This is a genomic window from Bradyrhizobium sp. STM 3561 (genome assembly GCF_045571455.1).
Taxonomy (GTDB): domain Bacteria; phylum Pseudomonadota; class Alphaproteobacteria; order Rhizobiales; family Xanthobacteraceae; genus Bradyrhizobium; species Bradyrhizobium vignae.
The window spans coordinates 7,965,812-7,984,233 of the sequence record NZ_CP120695.1 but is presented as its reverse complement, the minus strand read 5'-3'; the positions used below and the strand labels follow the sequence as shown (position 1 = coordinate 7,984,233).

General features: G+C 59.4%; 24 protein-coding genes. 3 read left to right on the top strand and 21 right to left on the bottom strand.

Annotated elements, in window-relative coordinates:
- Window positions 1–12: 12 nt before the first annotated feature.
- The 13 genes from P6U28_RS37845 to P6U28_RS37785 form a co-directional block, all read right to left on the bottom strand.
- Window positions 13–387, bottom strand: coding sequence for a hypothetical protein (locus tag P6U28_RS37845; RefSeq protein ID WP_407120865.1), 375 nt, complete (start codon window positions 385–387; stop codon window positions 13–15).
- Window positions 388–1,206: 819 nt separating this feature from the next.
- On the bottom strand, window positions 1,207–1,413 hold the full coding sequence (locus P6U28_RS37840; RefSeq protein WP_376707281.1) for a Rieske (2Fe-2S) protein: 207 nt from the start codon (window positions 1,411–1,413) through the stop codon (window positions 1,207–1,209).
- 923 nt (window positions 1,414–2,336) lie between these two features.
- Window positions 2,337–2,696: a DUF3024 domain-containing protein gene (locus P6U28_RS37835; RefSeq protein ID WP_122406911.1), complete on the bottom strand. Its 360-nt coding sequence runs from the start codon at window positions 2,694–2,696 to the stop codon at window positions 2,337–2,339.
- A 15-nt stretch (window positions 2,697–2,711) separates the two neighbouring features.
- Window positions 2,712–2,951 (bottom strand): nitrogen fixation protein NifZ, encoded by a 240-nt coding sequence (locus tag P6U28_RS37830; protein ID WP_407120862.1) that lies wholly within the window; start codon window positions 2,949–2,951, stop codon window positions 2,712–2,714.
- The gene (locus P6U28_RS37825; RefSeq protein ID WP_122405475.1) at window positions 2,948–3,262 is read right to left on the bottom strand and encodes a nitrogen fixation protein NifZ; all 315 of its coding nucleotides are present in this window, start codon (window positions 3,260–3,262) and stop codon (window positions 2,948–2,950) included. Before P6U28_RS37825 ends, P6U28_RS37830 begins: the two co-directional genes overlap by 4 nt.
- Window positions 3,263–3,287: 25 nt before the next feature.
- Entirely contained in the window at window positions 3,288–3,545 is a 258-nt protein-coding gene (locus P6U28_RS37820) for a hypothetical protein (protein WP_407120860.1), read from the bottom strand.
- 12 nt (window positions 3,546–3,557) lie between these two features.
- The gene (locus P6U28_RS37815; RefSeq protein WP_129143740.1) at window positions 3,558–3,782 is read right to left on the bottom strand and encodes a 4Fe-4S binding protein; all 225 of its coding nucleotides are present in this window, start codon (window positions 3,780–3,782) and stop codon (window positions 3,558–3,560) included.
- A 10-nt stretch (window positions 3,783–3,792) separates the two neighbouring features.
- Window positions 3,793–5,340, bottom strand: coding sequence for a nitrogenase cofactor biosynthesis protein NifB (nifB, locus tag P6U28_RS37810; RefSeq protein ID WP_407120858.1), 1,548 nt, complete (start codon window positions 5,338–5,340; stop codon window positions 3,793–3,795).
- A gap of 603 nt (window positions 5,341–5,943) precedes the next feature.
- On the bottom strand, window positions 5,944–6,147 hold the full coding sequence (locus tag P6U28_RS37805; RefSeq protein ID WP_407120856.1) for a hypothetical protein: 204 nt from the start codon (window positions 6,145–6,147) through the stop codon (window positions 5,944–5,946).
- Window positions 6,144–6,365: a putative nitrogen fixation protein NifT gene (gene nifT / locus P6U28_RS37800; protein ID WP_122405479.1), complete on the bottom strand. Its 222-nt coding sequence runs from the start codon at window positions 6,363–6,365 to the stop codon at window positions 6,144–6,146. Before nifT ends, P6U28_RS37805 begins: the two co-directional genes overlap by 4 nt.
- A gap of 5 nt (window positions 6,366–6,370) precedes the next feature.
- Window positions 6,371–7,528: a cysteine desulfurase NifS gene (gene nifS / locus P6U28_RS37795; protein WP_209294989.1), complete on the bottom strand. Its 1,158-nt coding sequence runs from the start codon at window positions 7,526–7,528 to the stop codon at window positions 6,371–6,373.
- A 112-nt stretch (window positions 7,529–7,640) separates the two neighbouring features.
- Entirely contained in the window at window positions 7,641–7,787 is a 147-nt protein-coding gene (locus tag P6U28_RS37790) for a NifU family protein (RefSeq protein WP_245162784.1), read from the bottom strand.
- A gap of 79 nt (window positions 7,788–7,866) precedes the next feature.
- On the bottom strand, window positions 7,867–8,187 hold the full coding sequence (locus P6U28_RS37785; protein WP_122405481.1) for an iron-sulfur cluster assembly accessory protein: 321 nt from the start codon (window positions 8,185–8,187) through the stop codon (window positions 7,867–7,869).
- Window positions 8,188–8,454: 267 nt separating this feature from the next.
- Between P6U28_RS37785 and P6U28_RS37780 the strand changes: the two genes are divergently transcribed.
- Window positions 8,455–9,045 (top strand): hypothetical protein, encoded by a 591-nt coding sequence (locus P6U28_RS37780; RefSeq protein ID WP_122405482.1) that lies wholly within the window; start codon window positions 8,455–8,457, stop codon window positions 9,043–9,045.
- A 9-nt stretch (window positions 9,046–9,054) separates the two neighbouring features.
- Here the strand turns inward: P6U28_RS37780 and P6U28_RS37775 are convergent, their stop codons facing one another.
- Entirely contained in the window at window positions 9,055–9,450 is a 396-nt protein-coding gene (locus P6U28_RS37775) for a Rieske (2Fe-2S) protein (RefSeq protein ID WP_407120853.1), read from the bottom strand.
- 503 nt (window positions 9,451–9,953) lie between these two features.
- On the bottom strand, window positions 9,954–10,577 hold the full coding sequence (locus P6U28_RS37770; protein ID WP_245162785.1) for a host specificity protein: 624 nt from the start codon (window positions 10,575–10,577) through the stop codon (window positions 9,954–9,956).
- Between the two features lie 621 nt (window positions 10,578–11,198).
- Here P6U28_RS37770 and P6U28_RS37765 point away from each other — a divergent pair.
- Complete coding sequence (locus P6U28_RS37765) at window positions 11,199–11,411, top strand: hypothetical protein (RefSeq protein WP_122405485.1); 213 nt, start codon at window positions 11,199–11,201, stop codon at window positions 11,409–11,411.
- Window positions 11,412–11,560: 149 nt separating this feature from the next.
- Here P6U28_RS37765 and P6U28_RS37760 read toward each other — a convergent pair whose 3' ends face one another.
- Window positions 11,561–11,833, bottom strand: a complete 273-nt coding sequence (locus P6U28_RS37760) for a helix-turn-helix domain-containing protein (protein WP_122405486.1) — start codon at window positions 11,831–11,833, stop codon at window positions 11,561–11,563.
- 233 nt (window positions 11,834–12,066) lie between these two features.
- On the opposite strand from P6U28_RS37760, the gene hemN reads away from it, so the two are divergent.
- Window positions 12,067–13,419 (top strand): oxygen-independent coproporphyrinogen III oxidase, encoded by a 1,353-nt coding sequence (gene hemN / locus P6U28_RS37755; protein WP_407120850.1) that lies wholly within the window; start codon window positions 12,067–12,069, stop codon window positions 13,417–13,419.
- Window positions 13,420–13,517: 98 nt separating this feature from the next.
- Here the strand turns inward: hemN and P6U28_RS37750 are convergent, their stop codons facing one another.
- The 5 genes from P6U28_RS37750 to ccoG all read right to left on the bottom strand — a co-directional run bounded on the left by P6U28_RS37750 (window position 13,518) and on the right by ccoG (window position 18,415).
- Complete coding sequence (locus P6U28_RS37750) at window positions 13,518–13,970, bottom strand: hypothetical protein (protein WP_209294993.1); 453 nt, start codon at window positions 13,968–13,970, stop codon at window positions 13,518–13,520.
- Between the two features lie 65 nt (window positions 13,971–14,035).
- Window positions 14,036–14,245 carry a cbb3-type cytochrome oxidase assembly protein CcoS gene (gene ccoS / locus P6U28_RS37745; RefSeq protein ID WP_209294994.1) on the bottom strand — a complete coding sequence of 70 codons (210 nt, stop codon included), beginning with the start codon at window positions 14,243–14,245 and terminating at the stop codon, window positions 14,036–14,038.
- The gene (locus tag P6U28_RS37740) at window positions 14,236–16,434 is read right to left on the bottom strand and encodes a cation-translocating P-type ATPase (RefSeq protein ID WP_407120847.1); all 2,199 of its coding nucleotides are present in this window, start codon (window positions 16,432–16,434) and stop codon (window positions 14,236–14,238) included. The genes ccoS and P6U28_RS37740 overlap by 10 nt, the downstream gene beginning before the upstream one ends.
- 11 nt (window positions 16,435–16,445) lie before the next feature.
- Window positions 16,446–16,931 (bottom strand): FixH family protein, encoded by a 486-nt coding sequence (locus tag P6U28_RS37735; RefSeq protein ID WP_129143750.1) that lies wholly within the window; start codon window positions 16,929–16,931, stop codon window positions 16,446–16,448.
- Window positions 16,932–16,948: 17 nt separating this feature from the next.
- Window positions 16,949–18,415, bottom strand: a complete 1,467-nt coding sequence (ccoG, locus tag P6U28_RS37730) for a cytochrome c oxidase accessory protein CcoG (protein ID WP_407120845.1) — start codon at window positions 18,413–18,415, stop codon at window positions 16,949–16,951.
- Window positions 18,416–18,422: the final 7 nt, after the last annotated feature.

Below are 18,422 nucleotides of genomic sequence, written 5' to 3'. Positions count from 1 at the left end.
CCTCTTCTGCCCTCATTCCGGTCTTTCCGCTCCGGCATCACTGTCCAACTTCTCCAAAGCAAGTTGCGCACCAGATGCGTAACTTTCGTTTTCTGCAACGATCCCTTGCTTTGCGCGACTCACAATTGTTGCGAAGGTTGCGACAATGTCGTTCGCTTCTGTTTCGGACACGACAAACCTCGCATAGCGTTTGACCTTCCGCTTCAACCTTCCGTGCGCAGAATAACCTTGAAGCTCGGCTACTCTATCTAGCTCTTGCGCTATCATATCTTGGAACGAGCAGTGATCTTCATGACCGTCGAGCAGTCTAGCGAGAAGCTCGAAGATGGTGTGGTGAATCGAGCACGTGTTCTGCCATTGCTGACCGCATTGACCGGCGCGGGTCACAGCATCTTTTTCGCCCTGAAGCTAGACGCTGCGTTCGGCCGCTGCCTACCTGTCGTTTGCTCAACAGATGCCGTCTGTCCCGAGAGTCGCCGAGCCACATTTGCGGCGGCAGACCAAGCCGGTCGCAATCAATGCTAGACCCGCAACACAGCGGCCCGCGATTGGGACCACGCTTCACACGATACGCGTCAAGACGAGCGTGCAGTGGAAAGTGCGAAACAACGAGCACGGCCCATTAATGCATTTGCTCCTAACGAGCCCTAACTGACGATGGTGGCGCCATTCGCTAAGAGCGTCCCACGAACCGACGTTTGGCACGCCAGTTGCAGCGCAGGCAATAAAGCCAGCTGTACCGGCCGGCCTTCTGACACAGGATCGTCGTTCCTCATCCCAAGACGATCCTGTCAGTCTGGGTCCCGCCATCTCCAAGCCCAGACGATGCCCTCGGCGAACTTCCAGCCGCCGGGGGCATTTCCCGCTCAAACATATCAGCGGCGGTAGCAAGCATGTCCCGCCTGCCGGCTCGATTTGGCGAGCCAGCGCAGGAGCAGCTCTTTGGTGCTACGGAGGTTAAAGGCTGTGACACGCATCTAACAGCGCTCACGAGCACAATGGCCTCATTCGAGGGTAAAGCGCCTCAGGCAGCTCGAGCACAATAAAGCGCTAGGCCCGTTAGTCCGGGTGGATCGTGATATCCATGGTTTCGTCGCTGTCTCCGAAGGGGTCGGCAAACCGATCGTCCTCGAGCAGCTTGACGCCGCACAGGCAAACATCACCTTCGATCACGGCGAGCGCTACCGGGTCAAGCGATTGTCCATCTCAGGGGCCATCGATGCACACCCCAGTTTCGATCTCGAATCTTGCACCGTGCCAGCCGCAGCGGAGAAAGGAACGGTCCGCCGAGAAACACGCACCGCAGCCGATGTTCAGCCAGACACTCTCATGCGGACAACGATTGACGTAACCAAAATAGTCATTGCCGAAGGTGCGCACCACAATAAAACGGCCGGCGCTCGCCCCTATCATCAATCTGCGACAGGCTAAAGCTCATTGGCCCACTCCGCTCGATGGCATCGCCCTGGCAGACGACAAAAACCTCGGTGCGACCGCTCATCACATTGCCGATTATAGGTTCGCTCATCCCGGCCTCGCAGTTTGCTGCTTGAAGGCTTCAATCGCAGCCCGGGTCAGCTGAAAAATCCCACGGCCACGAGCGAGCGGCCGAAACGCCGAGCTGGCATGGGCGTTGAGGACATCAAACCACTGGTTCGGCGTGAGCTTCGCCGGACGCTCGCTGATTTGGATCACCCTCCCGTTGGGAGCGAAGCGGACGTGGATGATGACTTGTTGCGAGTTCATAGCGATCCCCTATTTTTGCTAACTCTAATGATCTTGAGTGGTCACCGAGAATCTCAACTGTGAGTGTGCTTGGTTTCCTGCACCTTGGCGCGTGGGCCTCTCGCCGCGGCTTGGACCCGGCGCCTCCTCTACTATCGATCAGTCCTTCTTCGCGCTCGCCTGTAGCTTTCTCTTGCGGGGTTAAGTCGAGTGCATCCGCCCGCTGGAGAATTGCTGCGAACACAGCAGCGTCTCCACGCCGAGAGCTCGGCGGCGGTGATATCGGGATCGGACAGTGGAATGAATAATGTATTCTCCTCCACAGTGTGCGCGCCATCAAGCCGATACTCTGCTGGCTGAGTGCTCACCGCCCAAAATTCCTTTCGGCCAACACGATGTCGATCGCCCGTATCGGATTGGCCGTAATCCGCACGCAGCGATCCGATCCATCGACCAGATGAAGGTCGAAAACGCGCATACTGCCGGAACGGCGGATTCGCCAAATCCGAGGCATAAAGCCGCGCCCAAGCAAGCTGCCAGCCGCTCGACTTCGATCAATTCCTCCGCGGTAAGCGCGATCGTGGTTCCTCTGACTCGTCAAAGACGGTTCGTCATTGCCAGAACAGACGCTCCGGATCCGCATTCAACTCGTCGATTGCAGAGGTCAACCGATGGTAAAGGCTGTAAAATTCCCAGATTCCTCGCGCATGATTCTTACGAAACAGCTTCCAGATCCCGCTCACGCCATCATAAAGAAGCAGCGCGACATCGATGAGAGCGCCATCCTTGGCGATGTTGCGCGAGCAACAGGGACTCTCGACGAGGTAGCCGCCCCTCACCGGCGTCACGTAGGGCGAGACGTAGAGATAGCGTTTGCGCGAGCTTAAGCCGTGCTCGATCCGCTTGCGATCGAGCTCGTTGGGGTGAGGCACCAGCCCGGCCTTTGCCTTTCTCATCAGCGCAGCATTCATGGCGAAAGCCTCCATTCAAAGCACTGTAATTTCTTCTTCAAGACAGCCGATGAGCAGCTGATCACCAAAATCGACAATGTAGATCGGCACGTTCGCTTGCGTATGGATCGCGACGTTGATGATCTCACCGATCGCTCCGGCGGCGAGCAAGACTCCATCGGGCTTCGTATCGGGAAATGAGTCGTCGTTGATAAGGTCGACTGCGGTCTTGACCCGCTGTCCCCGCCGATATTTCGGAGAGCCGCGCTGCGTCATGACTCCTCCGGCAATGGCAGATCATCGACCTCCTCGCAGGCGTCCGCCGGCTCTAGTTCCTTGCGTTTCATGCCAACGCGGTAACCGCTTTCCAGATATTCGACGCCGTAGATGTAGAATTGCTGCAGGAATGTGCCGATCGAGACGACGTAACCCACCTCTCCCTTCTTCACTAACACGTCGCCAATCTCCTTGCCTCGATAGGTGCCATCATTGCGGATGGTGCGATTGGCTCGCACCTTTTGGCCAAAGCTGAAGACAGGCGGATCGCTGAGCTCGACGACGTCGCTGTCGCGAACGATGCTGTTCATGTGCCGCGCCTCATGGATCGCTCCTTCAGAGATGCGCGGGCCGCCTCGCCCAGGCGAGATCCTGGATCACGTTATCCTCCTGCGTCATCGCGAAGCGCCTTCGGATCGCCGCGCAGAATGAAATGCCCACCAGGGACGTGCTGCCGACCAGCAACAGCACGCCGGAGGGCAATCCAGCACGGTCCTCGTGCGTGATGGAGGACCGAACGTCGTCTATGCCGGCGCCAACGCGCAGCACGAAGCTTACAATGCTTTCCAGCACTACTGGTGGCATGCCGATCATGGGGTTCACGCTTTAGGCTGGCGCCTGGTAGCGAGGCACGGATGTGTCAACCACGCAGGTATTGTCGACTGGACAGGCGGCGACACATTGCGGCTCGTCGAAATGGCCAACACATTCAGTGCATTTCGCCGCTTCAATGACAAAGCTTCCTCCCTTTTCCGAGATAGCAACGTTCGGGCATAGGGGTTCGCAGGCTGAGCAGCTCGTACACTGCGAGGCGATGATCTTAAATGGCACATATTTCCCCTTACGCTGCAGAGATCAGAGATCCTTGCGGGAGCGCGGCGCCTCCTCGCCGCACGTGCTGGAACTCCCCGCGCTTCACCTTGTCCAGATAGGATTTGAACCAGGCGATCGCCGACTTCTCAATGAACTCATGGGCGTATTGATCGACCGGCTCGATCCCCGCCTTGATCAGATTGCTTTTCGGGCAGCCGCCGATCTTAGACACGAAGACCGCGTGGCAGTCATGGATGCCGCGCATGATGGCGGAAAGCCTGTCCTCCTCGCCATAACCGCCCTGGCAATAAACGTCCACACGGCGGTGCCCGACGAATTTGGCACCGGATGTAGAAAGTTCGTAAACCTGGAATTCCTTTGCATGCCCAAAGTGCTCGTTGATCAACCCCGAGCCCTTGGTTGCGACGGCCACTAGAAGAGTAATCGCGCTCATCTCTCCGGCAAATTCCGCAAGCTCCTTTTGAGCGGCCGCTACTTTGGCGGCACGCTCATCCTCTACCCTGCCCTGATATGCCTCGCGCATCTCCAAATCATATTGGACGTCCATTCTCATGACCTGATCCGTGGTGAACTCTGCGCTGCGATCTTCCCCGAGTAGGCCAACCGCATCGGCGCGGCACTGGCGGCAATGCCGCATCATTTTTATCTCTCCTTCGCAAGCATCTTGCAGCGCCTTCAACTCCTGCGCCGTCGGTCCGCGCTGACCGTTGAGGCCAAATACTGTGCCGTGCTCGGGCGCGGAGATCAGGGGCATGATATTGTGAAGGAAGGCACCGCGCGACTTGACCGCCTTGTTGACCTCGACGAGGTGGTCGTCGTTGATGTTTGGAATCATCACCGAATTGACCTTGCACAGGATACCCCGTTCGCTAAGCATCTCGAGGCCCTGCAGCTGGCGATCGGTCAGTATCTTTGCCGCGTCGATGCCGGTGTAGCGCTTGTGGTTGAAGAAGATCCACGGATAGATCTTGGCGCCGATTTCGGGATCGACCATGTTGATGGTGACGGTGACGTGGTCAATTTTGGACCTGGCGATGGTATCAATATGGTCTGGCAGAGCCAATCCGTTGGTTGACAGGCACAGTTTGATGTCGGGGGCGGCCTTGGCGACCAGCTCGAACGTCTTGAACGTCTTTACTGGATTGGCGAGGGGATCGCCGGGACCAGCGATGCCAAGCACTGTCATCTGCGGAATTCTAGTCGCGACCGCGAGCACTTTTCTTACCGCCTGCTCAGGAGTGAGCTTCTCGCTCACCACGCCCGGACGCGATTCATTAGCGCAGTCGTATTTTCGGTTGCAGTAATTGCACTGGATGTTGCAGGCAGGCGCGACCGCAACATGCATGCGGGCGTAATGATGATGCGCTTCTTCGCTGTAGCAGGGATGGTTCTTAACCTTTTCCCAAATTTCGGACGGCAGATCGCGTTGACCTGCCTGCGAGCCGCAGCTCGCCTGCCCGGTCTTGGCAGAAGCGCGGCAGCCGGCGGACTGCATAATCGTGCCGCTATCCACTCCAGCTTTGACATGTTTTCCGCGTTCGACGACCGCGTTCATTTTCGTTTTTCCCTGCAGGCATCATCGACCACCCAGGACCATCCGTGAGCGAGCCTCAAGAATCTGGGTAGCAACTTGCATGCCATGGCGGAGACGATGAAATTGCAGCCATGCGCCAACGAGTTAGCGGAAGCGATTGTCGCTGGCGCATAGAAGAACAGCAATGATGCGCTTGTTAGCGATGCGACAGATACGTCATTATTCTCACGCAGAGCTCCATGGCTTGCGCGTTCATTCTCACGCAGCTCGCCAGAACTCCATCTGAACGGGTTTTCTCGCGTTGGGCTCTCACAATATGCCGATACGAGGCGGGAATCCGGGGCTTTCCAATGCCACCAATGGTGAGCAGTATCTCAAGCGCGCAAGGGAGCCCATTCGCAAGCGGTGTCAGACTGTGCAGCACCGTCGCCCAGCTCCCAGCCATGGCACCGGCGACTCTTGGCCAACCGCATCGTAAACGCGATGCCAGCGATTCTCGCCAATGCCGACGCGGGTGATACCCTGTACTTCGCCCCAGCGTCGGCTCGACTGCCGAGCAAAGGCCTGTGTCATCGATGCCGTCACGGCGGGTTGACGTTTGCTGCCGACGCCTAGGCATTGGCTCTAGCCGGCCGCGGCAACGCAAACCTTATTGGCGAAGAAGCCGGCAAACGCCTCTGGTGTGGTCGGCACATCGGGCTTGGACAATTCGGCGCGGCCAGGACTGAGATTGGAAGCAATGCTCGAAGCCCTCAGGCCGGCAGCGACGTCCACGAGCGCCTTTGCATCGGCCCTATCGACGAACTCGATCTGCGGAGGCGCCTTCACGAACCGTCCCCGTTCTCTCCCCGTTTTTTAGCGTTGATTGTGATCGGTAACGGGGTGTCGCTCGCCATCTCGGGCAAATCGAGCACCCAGCCATTAGCCACTTTGATCCAGCCGCCCCACAGTGTCTCGTACTCGGATTCTACGATTGGCTCTTCGAGATCCTTTTTTGGCACGTAGATCGACAGGCCCTCCGGAGACCGGCGGATCATGATTTTCACGACATCTACTCCCTGACTGTGACGCGGGAGATTGCGCGCATGCGAGCCACGATGTCTGACACCGCGCACACCACCTCATCGACCTCCGCAAAGGAGGTTTCACGCGACAGAGAAAAGCGAATGGCGCCGTGCATCCGCCACCGCGGCAGCTGCATGGCACGCAGAACATGCGATGGCTGCATGGAGCCGGAGCTGCAGGCTGATCCTAGCGACACAGCGATGCCCGTCCGATCGAGATGGTGGGCGATGGCTTCGCCTTCGAGATGGTCGAAGGCAATATTGGCCGTGTTCGCCAACCGATTGCTGGTGTCGCCGAGCACAACGCACTCGCCATTTTTCAAGATTCCCTGCTCAAGACGGTCGCGCAACGCGGCAATGCGATCGCGCTCGGGTTCAAGCCGCTCCGCCGCAAGCTCGGCGGCTTTTCCCAGGCCGACAATGCCGGGAATATTCTCAGTCCCGCCTCGGCGCCCTCGTTCCTGTGATCCGCCGCAGATCAGCGGCCGGAATTCTGTCCCTTTGCGCAAATATAGCGCGCCGATCCCCTTGGGGCCGTGCAGTTTGTGCCCGGATAGCGACAGCATGTCGATCGCACTGTCCTTCAGGTTCACGCACACCTTACCGATGGCCTGCACCGCATCAGTGTGAAACAGCGCGCCCGCCTCCCGAGTCAACTCGGCTAGAAGCTCCACAGGAAAGATCGTTCCTGTCTCGTTGTTGGCCCACATAACCGAGGCAATCGCTGTGCGTGGCCCGAGTGCGCAGCGAAACGCCTCGATGTCGAGCCGGCCGCGGGAATCTACGGGTACGATGTGCGTCTTGACTCCTGTTGTCGCCAATTGCTCGGTTAGCGCAAGAACGGCGGAGTGCTCTACCGAGGTGGTGACGATCTCGTCGCGATCGTCCTGTGTCGCAAGCGCAGAGAGGATGGCGGCATTATTGCCCTCGGTCCCTCCCGAGGTGAAAACGATTTCATGATCGTATGCGTTCCCTAGCAGGATACGCAAGCTACGCCGGGCCTGCCTCACAGCGACTGCGACCTCGCTGCCAAAGGCATGCGTGGACGAGGCATTGCCGAATTGCTCGGTGAAGAAAGGCAACATGGCTTGCACGACGGATGGATCAGTTCGAGTCGTTGCATTATTATCGAGGTAAATCAGCATTCGATTTCGCTCAATCCACTGCCTCGCCTGCAGCCGCGACGGGGATCAGGCGCACCAATTCGCCAAGTTTTCGACAAGCCGCGCCTGAATGCCTTTCCTCATGTTCGAAAGCTTACAGCAACGTGCGGGCAGTGGACAGCCTGACCATGACCCTGCTGCCATCGATCCCGATCAGGTGACAGTCGCCACCATCGCGTCGCAGATTGGGTCGAATCTCGTTCGATGGCGCCGCGAATGCGACGCTCTCGGTCTGTCGCAATGGGCGACGATTGCCTCAGTTGTTTCGGTTCGGCCGGCATGCTTCTATGTCCTCCTCATCAGCTGAACGGTTTGTTTCATCAGCTGAACGATTTTCCGCATGAGCAGTTCGCAGTGGCGTTCGGGTTGTGAAACGTAAAGCCAGAACTCTCCAGTGCCATCACGAAATCGATGGTCGTGCCGATCAGATGCTCACGGCTCTTGTTATCGACGAACACCTTCAGCCCATCGCAGTCGATCACGGTGTCGTCAGGCTTCGGTTCTTCGACCAGACCCATCTTGTATTTGAATCCATTGCAGCCGCCCGCTTCGATCATGACGCGCAGACCGCCGGTCGGATGGGTCGACGATGAAATCGCGCTCTTGATTGCGTTCACTGCGCTATCCGTCAGGTTGATCACGGCTTTCCCTCATCAGCTTCGATCTAGCTGCTAAGGGCAAGCCACGTGCCAGCGCGCAGACGCTTGATGATGCTCACTTTTTTGGATTGCGCCTGTTGGCGTTGAAACCGGTGTCGGGTTCCCGACAGGCTCCCTGAGTGTTAGCAGCCACTTACGCGTTTTCTTCTAAGCTGCGGCGAAGGCCGCTACGCATGCGACGGCAAGCAATTTGCATCGCATCTGGCACCGGCCAAGGCGTCGGAAGAGTTTAGATCGAGGAAGAATTTAATGACTGCAATCGAGAACACCGCACTCGGCAGACTTGAGAAGGAGGGCCGCCTGCTCAATGCCGTACTCAAAGGCGGGACTACCAAGCCGGGCCGGTTCGGCTTTCGCGGCGACGTGGCACTAAAATTCCAGACTCAGGTTGCGGACGAGAAACGGCCGCCAGACTATTCGATTGAGCAGGTGTTGACGATCGCACAGGACGGCGAACGCACTATTCCGGTGCTGGCCGGCTATCTGCATTCCTTCGCCTATCTTGCTGACGTCGCGAGCGTCCTTGACGGCGCCTTAAGCCCAACCGGTAGCTACTTCATCTTCTGCAACAACATTGATTTACTGGCGAAGTACCGAGTGAAGTTCGGTGATATTAGCTTCCACGTCCTACCGTGCGATGAATCCACGGTTTGGAAGGAGATGATGGACCTGGTCGGGCTCAACAAGGACGACATCAAGAAGCTCGATCCGGGCGGCAAGCTTGATTACCTCCTCGATGCCGCAAAGGATCTCGACCTGTCCTATGAGGAGATCTCGTACGACGAAGGGCTAAAGAGGATGGAGCCCGTGAAAAACCGCAACGAGAATCGGCCGGTCTGAGCACCGTCTTCACTTGTTGGCCGATGCATCATCTTCGACAAGATGCACACCAACGACGCAGATATCACCGTCCAGAACTGCCAACGCGATCGGCGTGAGCGTTCTACCTTGACATGGACCTTCGACGCACAGGCCGGTGCCGAGTTCGAAGGTCGAACCATGCTTGCCGCACATCAGCCGGATACCGTATGGATCAAGGAATACGTTCCGCTCCCAGTCCAAATTGACGCCGTTGTGCGGGCATTTATTGACGTAGCCAAGCACCTTTTTGCCCCAGCGCACCACAATGATGGACCACGGCCGGTGATTGCCGTGATCGTCGACGACCATCAGGTGGAATCCCTTGGCCTGGCGGCTCGAAATGTCGTTAAAGCTGCAGATCGCGTAGATGGGATTTGGCTTCACTTATCGCCCGTTGATTGCAAGACGCTTTTCATTGTCGCTGTGCAATCAACCTGCAAGAACCGTACAAGTGCCGGTCTGATAGTGTCTGTTGTAATCCAACGCGCAAGCCAGCCCTTGCTGGCTCGCCCAATTACCCGCCGCATCATTCAGACTAATCAGTTCGACAATTTAGGCCTTGCTGCCGTTTCCATGCAGGCCGTGCAGCTGCAGCTTTCGGGTCCAAGCCCTCTGCACTATTTGTCGGACAGCTGCCCGCGGTGGCTGGTCGTTGCTGCTCGTTGCTGCTCGTTGTGGCCACTCCGTAGGGAGCCCCCGTTACGCCACCTCGGATCGCGCATCCGACCGCAGCTTCGTAAGCGCCTTCGGAGAAGGTTGTTGAACGGACGTTTCAGCCGGCGAGGGCGACGCAGCAAGCGCGCGCCCCTTTGAAGCAAGCCGTTGAGCTCGGGATAGAACGGTCAAATGTCCGTCATTTCAGGCCCGATGCTGCTATTGCAGCCAATTTACTCCATGTGCATCCCTCTAAGAGCGCGCTCCAAGTAAAATGAAGGGTCATCGTCCGACGAATCCGTTTCGTAGCTTCTCTGAGGACCGACATCACTGCCCCCATCTTTGGAAAGATACTTCGTAGGCTTGCCTACCCGCTGCCACTCGTCGTTCTCGTTCTTCGTCCACACATCGGGGCGTTGGTGAGGATCAAGCACCCAGTGGTTACGACCCACGGGAACAAAACCCATGTCTGCTAGACGAGGTTCCATGCCAGCTAGGGCTGGCCGCGACAAGATCAGCGGATGGTCCCCGTCCTCTCGCAGTTGATGTTCTAGCAAGATATCGCCAGCGTTCTCGACAAGCGGATGAGTCACCCTAAGATCTACCACGGATGTGATATCGTTGCGCCCAAACTGCTGCTGAAAATGGTCTCCTTTAATCCGAGCCGGGCCTCCTGCTCTTAGAAGCCCGACAATTTCGTCGCCCAACCGGTAGCTGTAAAATCGTGCTGGCTTATTTGGATCATCGTAGGTGTTGGCGTAACTTCCAGCAACCGTCGCTGCGCGCTCAGCCTTCTGGGAGACGAAGTCCGAGTACTCTTCTGGGTTCTCGCTGATGTGCCTGATATCATTGCGCAAGAATCTCTCAACTCCGCGCAAGAAGGACTCTCGGTCGATCTCTCTGATGGGCGGTTCGGAAACGAGAGAGTATGACGCCGCTGGTTCGGACGACGACCCACCTCGCTCCATTGCTGCAACTGTTTCCGCAAACCGTGGACTATCTCCCGCTTCTGACGAATCGTCAGTTTGGTTACCGGTAGTGAACTGGCTGGATGAGCCAACGCTTCTGCCATACATGAGAGCGCTCTCCTATCGGCAAAGTTGCACACAATTGAGCTCGTGCCGTGCGAGCTCTGCCGACTAGGATAAAATTCCTAGCTGACCACAACCTGACCAAAGCACTCTGCGCGCTTCGGCGTGACTACCCGACGCACTCTGCGCGTGAGTTACAGATACTCGCTGCGACAAGCCGCGATCTGCACAGCATCCACTCGGATCAAATCGCCCGACCCGAACGCTCGACACACCTTATGGCTGCGCCTCTTGACCAGCGAGACAGAAAGTGCCGCGGACTTCGTCAAGTTGCACGATGTGTCAGAGAGTCAAATCAACCGAGCGACGGTGAATGATCGTCTCCTCGAATCTCCGGCCTTCATCTACTAACCCAAACAATGGCGCCGAGAACGCGAAAGAGACATCATGGCCCACTACATCGTCCGGTTCTTCAAGACCCTTACCGGAGATCAGGGACAAGCCCGTGAGGCCTGCCGGCGCGTTATTGACATCAATGCGTGTAACGCGACCGAAGCAGCATCCCTTGCCAAACGGCAGTTCTGCGAGCTCCGGGAGATCCGAGAGTGGTCGCTGCTCGCGGACCGGATCGACGTCGGCCTGCCGATTTTCCCCTCATGAGGTGATGGCCCGCCAGGCGCCGGCATACTCTTCAGCTATCTGATAGGTCCGACTGCTCTCCCAGGCTGAGCCGGCGCAGTTTGCCTCCTAAACAGCACAATTGGATGGCCAAAGCTTGCCACGCGCTGGTGAGTGCCCCGAGCAGGACGTCAGGCCGCAGGTCGCTGGCTGCGGTGGATAGCCAAAGCAAGCCTCAGAAGGAGGACAATCGAGACGTTGCCCTTCCCGCTCTCGATCTGAGCGATGTATCGCTCCGAAATGCCAGACCTGCGGGCGAGCTCCCGACGCGACATGCGGCAATGCATGCGCGAGCGGCGCACACGGTCGCCGAGTTCGAGCAGGAATTCGGTCTCGGAGCATGGCGGCTCAGCATTCCCACCGGGCAACGCTTCGCCCGCGAACTCGACGACCTCTTCCAGCATTTTTTTGTCCTCTCTTCCCGAACCTAAGACTATGGCTGGTCTTCAGGTCTCTCATTGACATCGATCAAATAGCCGGCTCGCTATCGAGCTCTCGCAGCTGATTGCGGTGCTCCTTCGGAATGAAGCGAATCTTCTCCGGAAAACATAAAGTTCCAATACGGCAGTTGAATTGAGCCAGAGCAAGGTCGTCTGGGCACCGCTGCGTTAGCTAGTCCGGAGATGGAGGACCGCACATGCGACCCGACTTAGTGCAATCCTATGGCAACGACAGCCTCCCTCGGTATACGAGCTATCCAACCGCCCCGCACTTCTCGCCCGAGATTTCCGAAGTCGATTATCGAAAATGGCTCAAATCCGTGCCGCTCCAGCAGCCGGCTTCGCTTTACCTGCATGTGCCATTTTGCCGCTCGATGTGCTGGTACTGCGGATGCCATACCTTCGTAACGAAGCACGATGAGCCAATCGCCCTCTATGCCTCTGGTCTGCGCCGCGAGGCGCAGCTTACCGCTGAGGCGATCGGGCAGAGGCTGCCGGTCTCTCACATCCACTTTGGCGGCGGTACGCCGACCGTCATGCGACCGGAGACGTTCGCGGAACTGGTCGATCTCTTGCGGTCTTCGTTTCTCGTCCTTCCCCATGCCGAAATCGCCATCGAGATAGATCCTCGCACCCTGACTAAGCCGATGACGGAGGCCCTTGCCTCCTGCGGTGTCAACCGCGCGAGCCTGGGTGTTCAGAGCTTCGACCCAGCCGTCCAGCAGGCCATCAACCGGCATCAGACTTTCGATCAGACCGCGACCTCCGTCGAGCGGTTACTCCGGCAGAGCATCGGCCGGATCAACTTTGACCTTCTCTATGGCCTTCCCCTGCAGACGGTGGAATCCTGCCTGGATACCGTTCGCAAATGTCTCGAGCTGCGCCCTGATCGCTTTTCGGTCTTCGGCTACGCCCATGTTCCATCATTCAAGAAGCATCAGCGAACGATCTCCGATGACTCGCTCCCAGACAGTCTCGAGCGACACCTCCAGTCAGAGACTATCGCTCAGGCCTTGCTTGATGCGGGGTACGTACGCATTGGCCTCGATCACTTTGCGCTTGCCAACGACGGCCTTGTCGCCGCAGGGCGGGAAGGCAGATTGCGACGGAATTTCCAGGGTTACACTGACGACACCGCGGACACTCTCATCGGTCTTGGCGCCAGCGCCATCGGCCGCATGGCTCAGGGCTTCGTGCAGAACGTCGTTCCCATACGCGATTATCTCACCCGCATTGCCGAGGAACGCCTCGCCACGGCGAAAGGCTACGTGCTAACCGACGAAGACCGGTTCCGCGCCGCTATCATCGAGCGAATCATGTGCGATCTTGCGGTTGATCTCCGCCAAGTATCGCGTCTGCATGGCCGCGACCAGGAGTCCGCCGTAGTTGATCGCGCTCGGATTGATAGTCTCATCGCTCATGGCGCCGTGACAATGACCACGGACGGCCTATCAGTGAACGCCGGGGCAGAATTCTTGGTGAGGAGCGTGGCTTCGGCCTTCGACGCCCACCTTGTGCATTCCGCAGCCACTCATAGCCGTGCAGTCTAACCTCAGGGCTCCTCACGAGGCTCGCTACCATGAGACAATGGAAGAGGCTGGGCTCTTCCCGGCTGCCTTCACGCCCGCCAAGGCCATCCTCAAAGCAATCAGCAGCAGGCAGGCCTGCGAAGAAAGTCGACCGCCTGGGGTATTAGAGATTCCTTTCTGAGCGCATCGATCGTATAAGCGTTCGGGCAGTACTCTGGATATTGCAAAGCCGCCGTTCCTGCCCTCGTCTCACGATTGCATCGCGGCTTTGATGCACAAAGTGCGCACACCATTGTCAAGTCATGCAGCACGCCTGGCTGCTTGCGCGCAATCGACCTTTCATCAATCCCGAACACATCGAGCAGCCGTGACAATTCCTTGGCACCGTGCCGGCCATGAGCAATGAGGGCTTCGAGCTCAGCTCGCTGGACGCGAAGGTCGCGCGCAATGGACTCGATCTCGGAGGCACTGAGTGCACGGATGTCGGCGGATTCGCGAAATCGTTCGAACCAATCCGCAATCCTTCCCAACAACCAGCCCGCGATCGACGCTGATTTAGTGATCGATGTCATGGCAACCTCACGAATTTTAATAGACGCAATATTCTACCGCGGAGCGGCGCCTGCATTGCGCCAGGTCAAATGGGGCGCAGTTCACCACCGCCAGCTGCTGTCGAACGGACCTTGGGCTGGAGCGATGGCGACTCAATAGCGTCCTCAGCAATCGCGCGCCAAGCGGCCCCGTCGAGATCGTCGAACTGACCACTCTTCAACGACCATAGGAATGCCATTAGCCCGATCACGCCAAGCAGCAATGCCAGCGGGACGAGGAACACGATCACTTCCATAGCTCATTCTCCCGTCGCAGACGGCGTCCGCGTAGCGAATTCAGCATGACCAGGATCGATGAGCTGCTCATCGCTGCCGCCGCAATCAACGGCGTGAGAATCCCGCTGATCGCGACCGGAACGGCCAGGACGTTGTAGCCGATCGCGAGCCAGAGATTTTGCCGCATCAAATGCAGGGCCTTGTGCGAGGCATCAATGGCTGCAACGACCGGGACCAAGGGACGGCCCAGGAAGACGAGATCGGCCGTGGCCTGGCTCAGATGTGCGGCCGAGATCGGCGACATCGAGACATGGGCCGCGGCGAGCGAGGGCGCATCATTCATGCCGTCGCCGACCATCAGCACCTTTGCGCCGCGTTGCTTCAGCTGCTCGATCCGCGCGATCTTGTCGGCCGGCGTTACGCCGGCGCGCCATTCCGGGATACCAAGCGCATCGGCCGCCGCCCGCACCGCCGGCTCGCGGTCGCCGGAGAGGATCTCGACCCCGATATTGCGTGCCTTCAGTGCTGCGATGACGGGCTTCGCGTCCGGGCGCAGGCCCTGGCGCACCAAAAGGATGAACTTCTCGCCGCCCTTGGCGAAGGCGACGATGGAGGCTTCGGGATCAACGGTGCGCTTGTCGAGGAGCGCATCCGTGCCGCAGAAGGACGGGCGGCCGAGACGAAGGTCCTGGCCGTCGAGCGTCACACTAACGCCCTGTCCCGCCTCTTCCACGGCACCGACGATCGGCGAAACGGCGCCGGCGGCCTGCGCGATCGCGGCCGCCACGGGGTGATGGCTCGACAGCGCGAGCCGACCGGCAAGTGCGAAACTCTCTGCGGGAATCTCGGCCGCGTTCATCACTTCGAGATCGGGCAGCGTCAGCGTCCCTGTTTTGTCGAAGATGACGTGGTCGGCCTCCGCCAGCCGCTCGATGGCATCGCCCGAATTGAGCAGCACGCCCGCTTTGAACATCGCACCCGAGGCCACGGTCTGGACCGTCGGAATGGCAAGGCCGAGTGCACAGGGACAGGTGATGATCAGGACGGCAATTCCGGTGACGATGGCATCGTGCCAGCTCGCACCAAGAGCGACCCAGCCGAGTATGGTCAGGAGCGCGGTCGCATGCACCACCGGCGCATAGAGCCGTGAGGCCCGGTCGGCGAGCCGCATGTAGCGCGAGCGGGCCTGGAGTGCGTTTTCGAGCAGCCGCGTGATCTCCGCGAGCAGCGTCGCCTCCGAGGCCGCCGAAACCCGCACCCGTAACGTGCCGGAGATGTTCATCGACCCGGCATAAACCGGCGTGCCCTGCTCGGCCGTCAGGTAGAGCGTTTCGCCGGTGATCAGGCTCTGGTCGATCTCGGAACGGCCCTCGATCACGGTCCCATCCACCGCACAGCGCTCGCCGGGGCGCAGCAGCACGATCTCGCCAGGATGGATCGCCGCGACCGGCACCTGCGAGATCTCGTCGGAGCCGACAAACTTGGCCGCGGTCTCCGCCTTGAGGGCGGCGAGATTACCGGCGACCGCGCGGGTCCGCCGCCGCATGTTCTGGTCGAGGAAACGGCCGACCAGGAGGAAGGTGAGCAGCATGATCGCCGCATCGAAATAGGCGTGCTCGGCGTGATGGACGGTCTCGACCAGGGACATGCCGAGCGCAAGGATCACTCCGATCGAGATCGGCACGTCCATGTTGGTGGTCCTGGCCGACAGCGCGCGCCAGGCCGAACGGAAGAACGGCTGGCCGGCATACGCCGCGGCGGGTAATGCGATCAGCGCCGACAGCCAGTGGAAGAAGTCGCGCTGCTCGGGCAGCATGTCCGAGACATTGCCCGACCACACAGGGATCGAGAGCATCATCACATTCATGGTGGCGAACGCCGCGACGCCGAGGCAGCGCAGCAGAAAGCGGGATTCGGCGACCTCGCTCGCTTCTGCACTCTCGGTCTCGTAAGGATAGGCCTTGTAGCCGAGCTCCTCGAGGCGATCGATGAAGTGCGCGGGATCGAGCGTGCCGGCCTTCCACTCCAGCGCAATACGGCGATCGGTGAGATTGACGCGTGCGAGCGTGACATCAGGCATAGCCGCTAAGCCGCGCTCGATCTTCGCCATGCAGCCGGCGCAGTGAACGCCTTCGACAGCGAGGTCGATGTGCTGGACGCCCTCGCCCGCGCTGCGGACATAGTGCGAGAAATCCCGCGTGACGTGCATGACAATGTCCCTCAGTTCAGGATCACGCGGTTGCGCGACAGGAAGACGCGCTGTCCCCGCGCCTCAGCCTCGATCACGAGGTCCCACTGCCCCGGCGCGACCGCCGCAGCATTGCCGCGATAGAGCCCGATGCCTGCTTCGCTGAGCTCGACCGACAGATCAGCCCGCTTGTCGGTCGGCCGCTCCAGGCGTCCGGCGAATTTCAATCCGGTCATCGGCTGTCCCGCGGCATCGCGCGGCTCGAGCTGGATCATGGCGCCGCCGTCGGCGCGCCGCTCAATATGGGCGTTGACCTGCCAGTTTCGTGCGGCCTGGTCGTGCGCCGCCGAAATCTCGCGGTCATAGGTCAGTCCTGCGGCATAGGGGCTGTCGACATCGGTGCCGGGCAGCGTTGCGATCGCGAGCTTCATCATGGTGACATTCACGCCGATCACGACGCCGAAGAAGGCGACGAGCATCAGGAAGACCTTGGTTCCGGTCAGCGGATTGGATGCCATGGTAGATCTCCTGAGCCTCAAGGCGAGACGAAGTTGTCGGTCGTGCCCGCCGCCGCGCCAAGCCCGATATCCATGACGTGGAAATGGACGGGAATCGACTTCTCCGGATTGTTCTCCGCTGGTGCAGTGACGAGCAGCCGCAGCTCGCTGGTCGTGTCGCGCGGGATCACGATCATCGGCCTGTCGGGGATCACGGAATCGACACCGACGACGTGGACGGTCGCGTTGACAGGCCCGTTCGCGTCGATCGCGATGACGCGGTCATAGCCGCTCTTGTTAAGCAGCCGCACGGTGTAGGCGTTGCGGATCGAGCCGTCGCTGAGCTTGACCGCGACCGGATTGCGATCGTGCAGCACGTTGATGTCGAGCAGCCTGCGGGTCGCCAGCGTGTAGATCATGAAGCCGCCGACGACCGCGATGATCGCGCCGTAGACGATGGTGCGGGCCCGGACGATGCGGTAGATCGGCGCCTTGCCTTCCTGGCGGCGATGGATGTTGATGTCGTTATCGTAGCCGATCAGCCGCTTCGGCCGGCCGATCTTGCTCATCACGTTGTCGCAGGCGTCGATGCAGAGGCCGCACTGGATGCATTCCATCTGCGGTCCGTTGCGGATGTCGATGCCGGTCGGGCAAACCGCGACGCACTGATAGCAATCGACGCAATCGCCGACCTGCTGGCCGACCGCGCGAAGTTCGGCGGCCTTCTTGACCGAGGTGCGCTTCTCGCCGCGATCGTAGCGATAGGTGACGTTGAGCGCCCATTCGTCGGTGAGCGCAGCCTGAATCCGCGGCCACGGGCACATATAGGTGCAGACCTGCTCGCGCATGTAGCCGGCGAGCAGATAGGTCGTTGCTGTGAGGATGCCGATCCAGATATAGGCGATCATCGGCCCCTGAAAGGTGACGAGCTCCTTCACCAGCGTCGGCGCGTCGTTGAAGTAAAGCACCCAGGCGCCGCCGGTCCACCAGGCGATCAGCAGCCAGATTGAATGCTTGAACACGATCTCGGAGATGCGCTCGAGCTTCATCGGATCAGTCGAGGCATCCTTCTTCATGCGCTCGCGCCGGTCGCCTTCGATCAGACGCTCGACTGCATAGAACAAATCGGTCCACACCGTCTGCGGGCACAGATAGCCGCACCAGATCCGGCCGCCGATGGAGTTCATCAGGAACAGTGCCACCGCGGCAACGATCAACAGGCCGGTGAAGTAGTAGACCTCCTGCGGCCACAGCTCGATGAAGAAAAAGTAGAAGCGGCTGTTGGGAAGGTCGATCAGCACCGCCTGGCTGGGCGCGCCGAGGCCGCGATTCCAGCGCGCGAAGGGCAGGAAATAGTAGACGCTGAGGCAGAACGCCATCAGGCCCCATCTGATCCGGCGGAAGGTGCCGGAGACGCTCTGGGGATAGACCTTTTTGCGGGCTGCGTAGAGTGGCCCGTTGTCGTTACCCGATATGACGTCTTTGGGGTTCACGGTCTTGTTCATCGCCAAC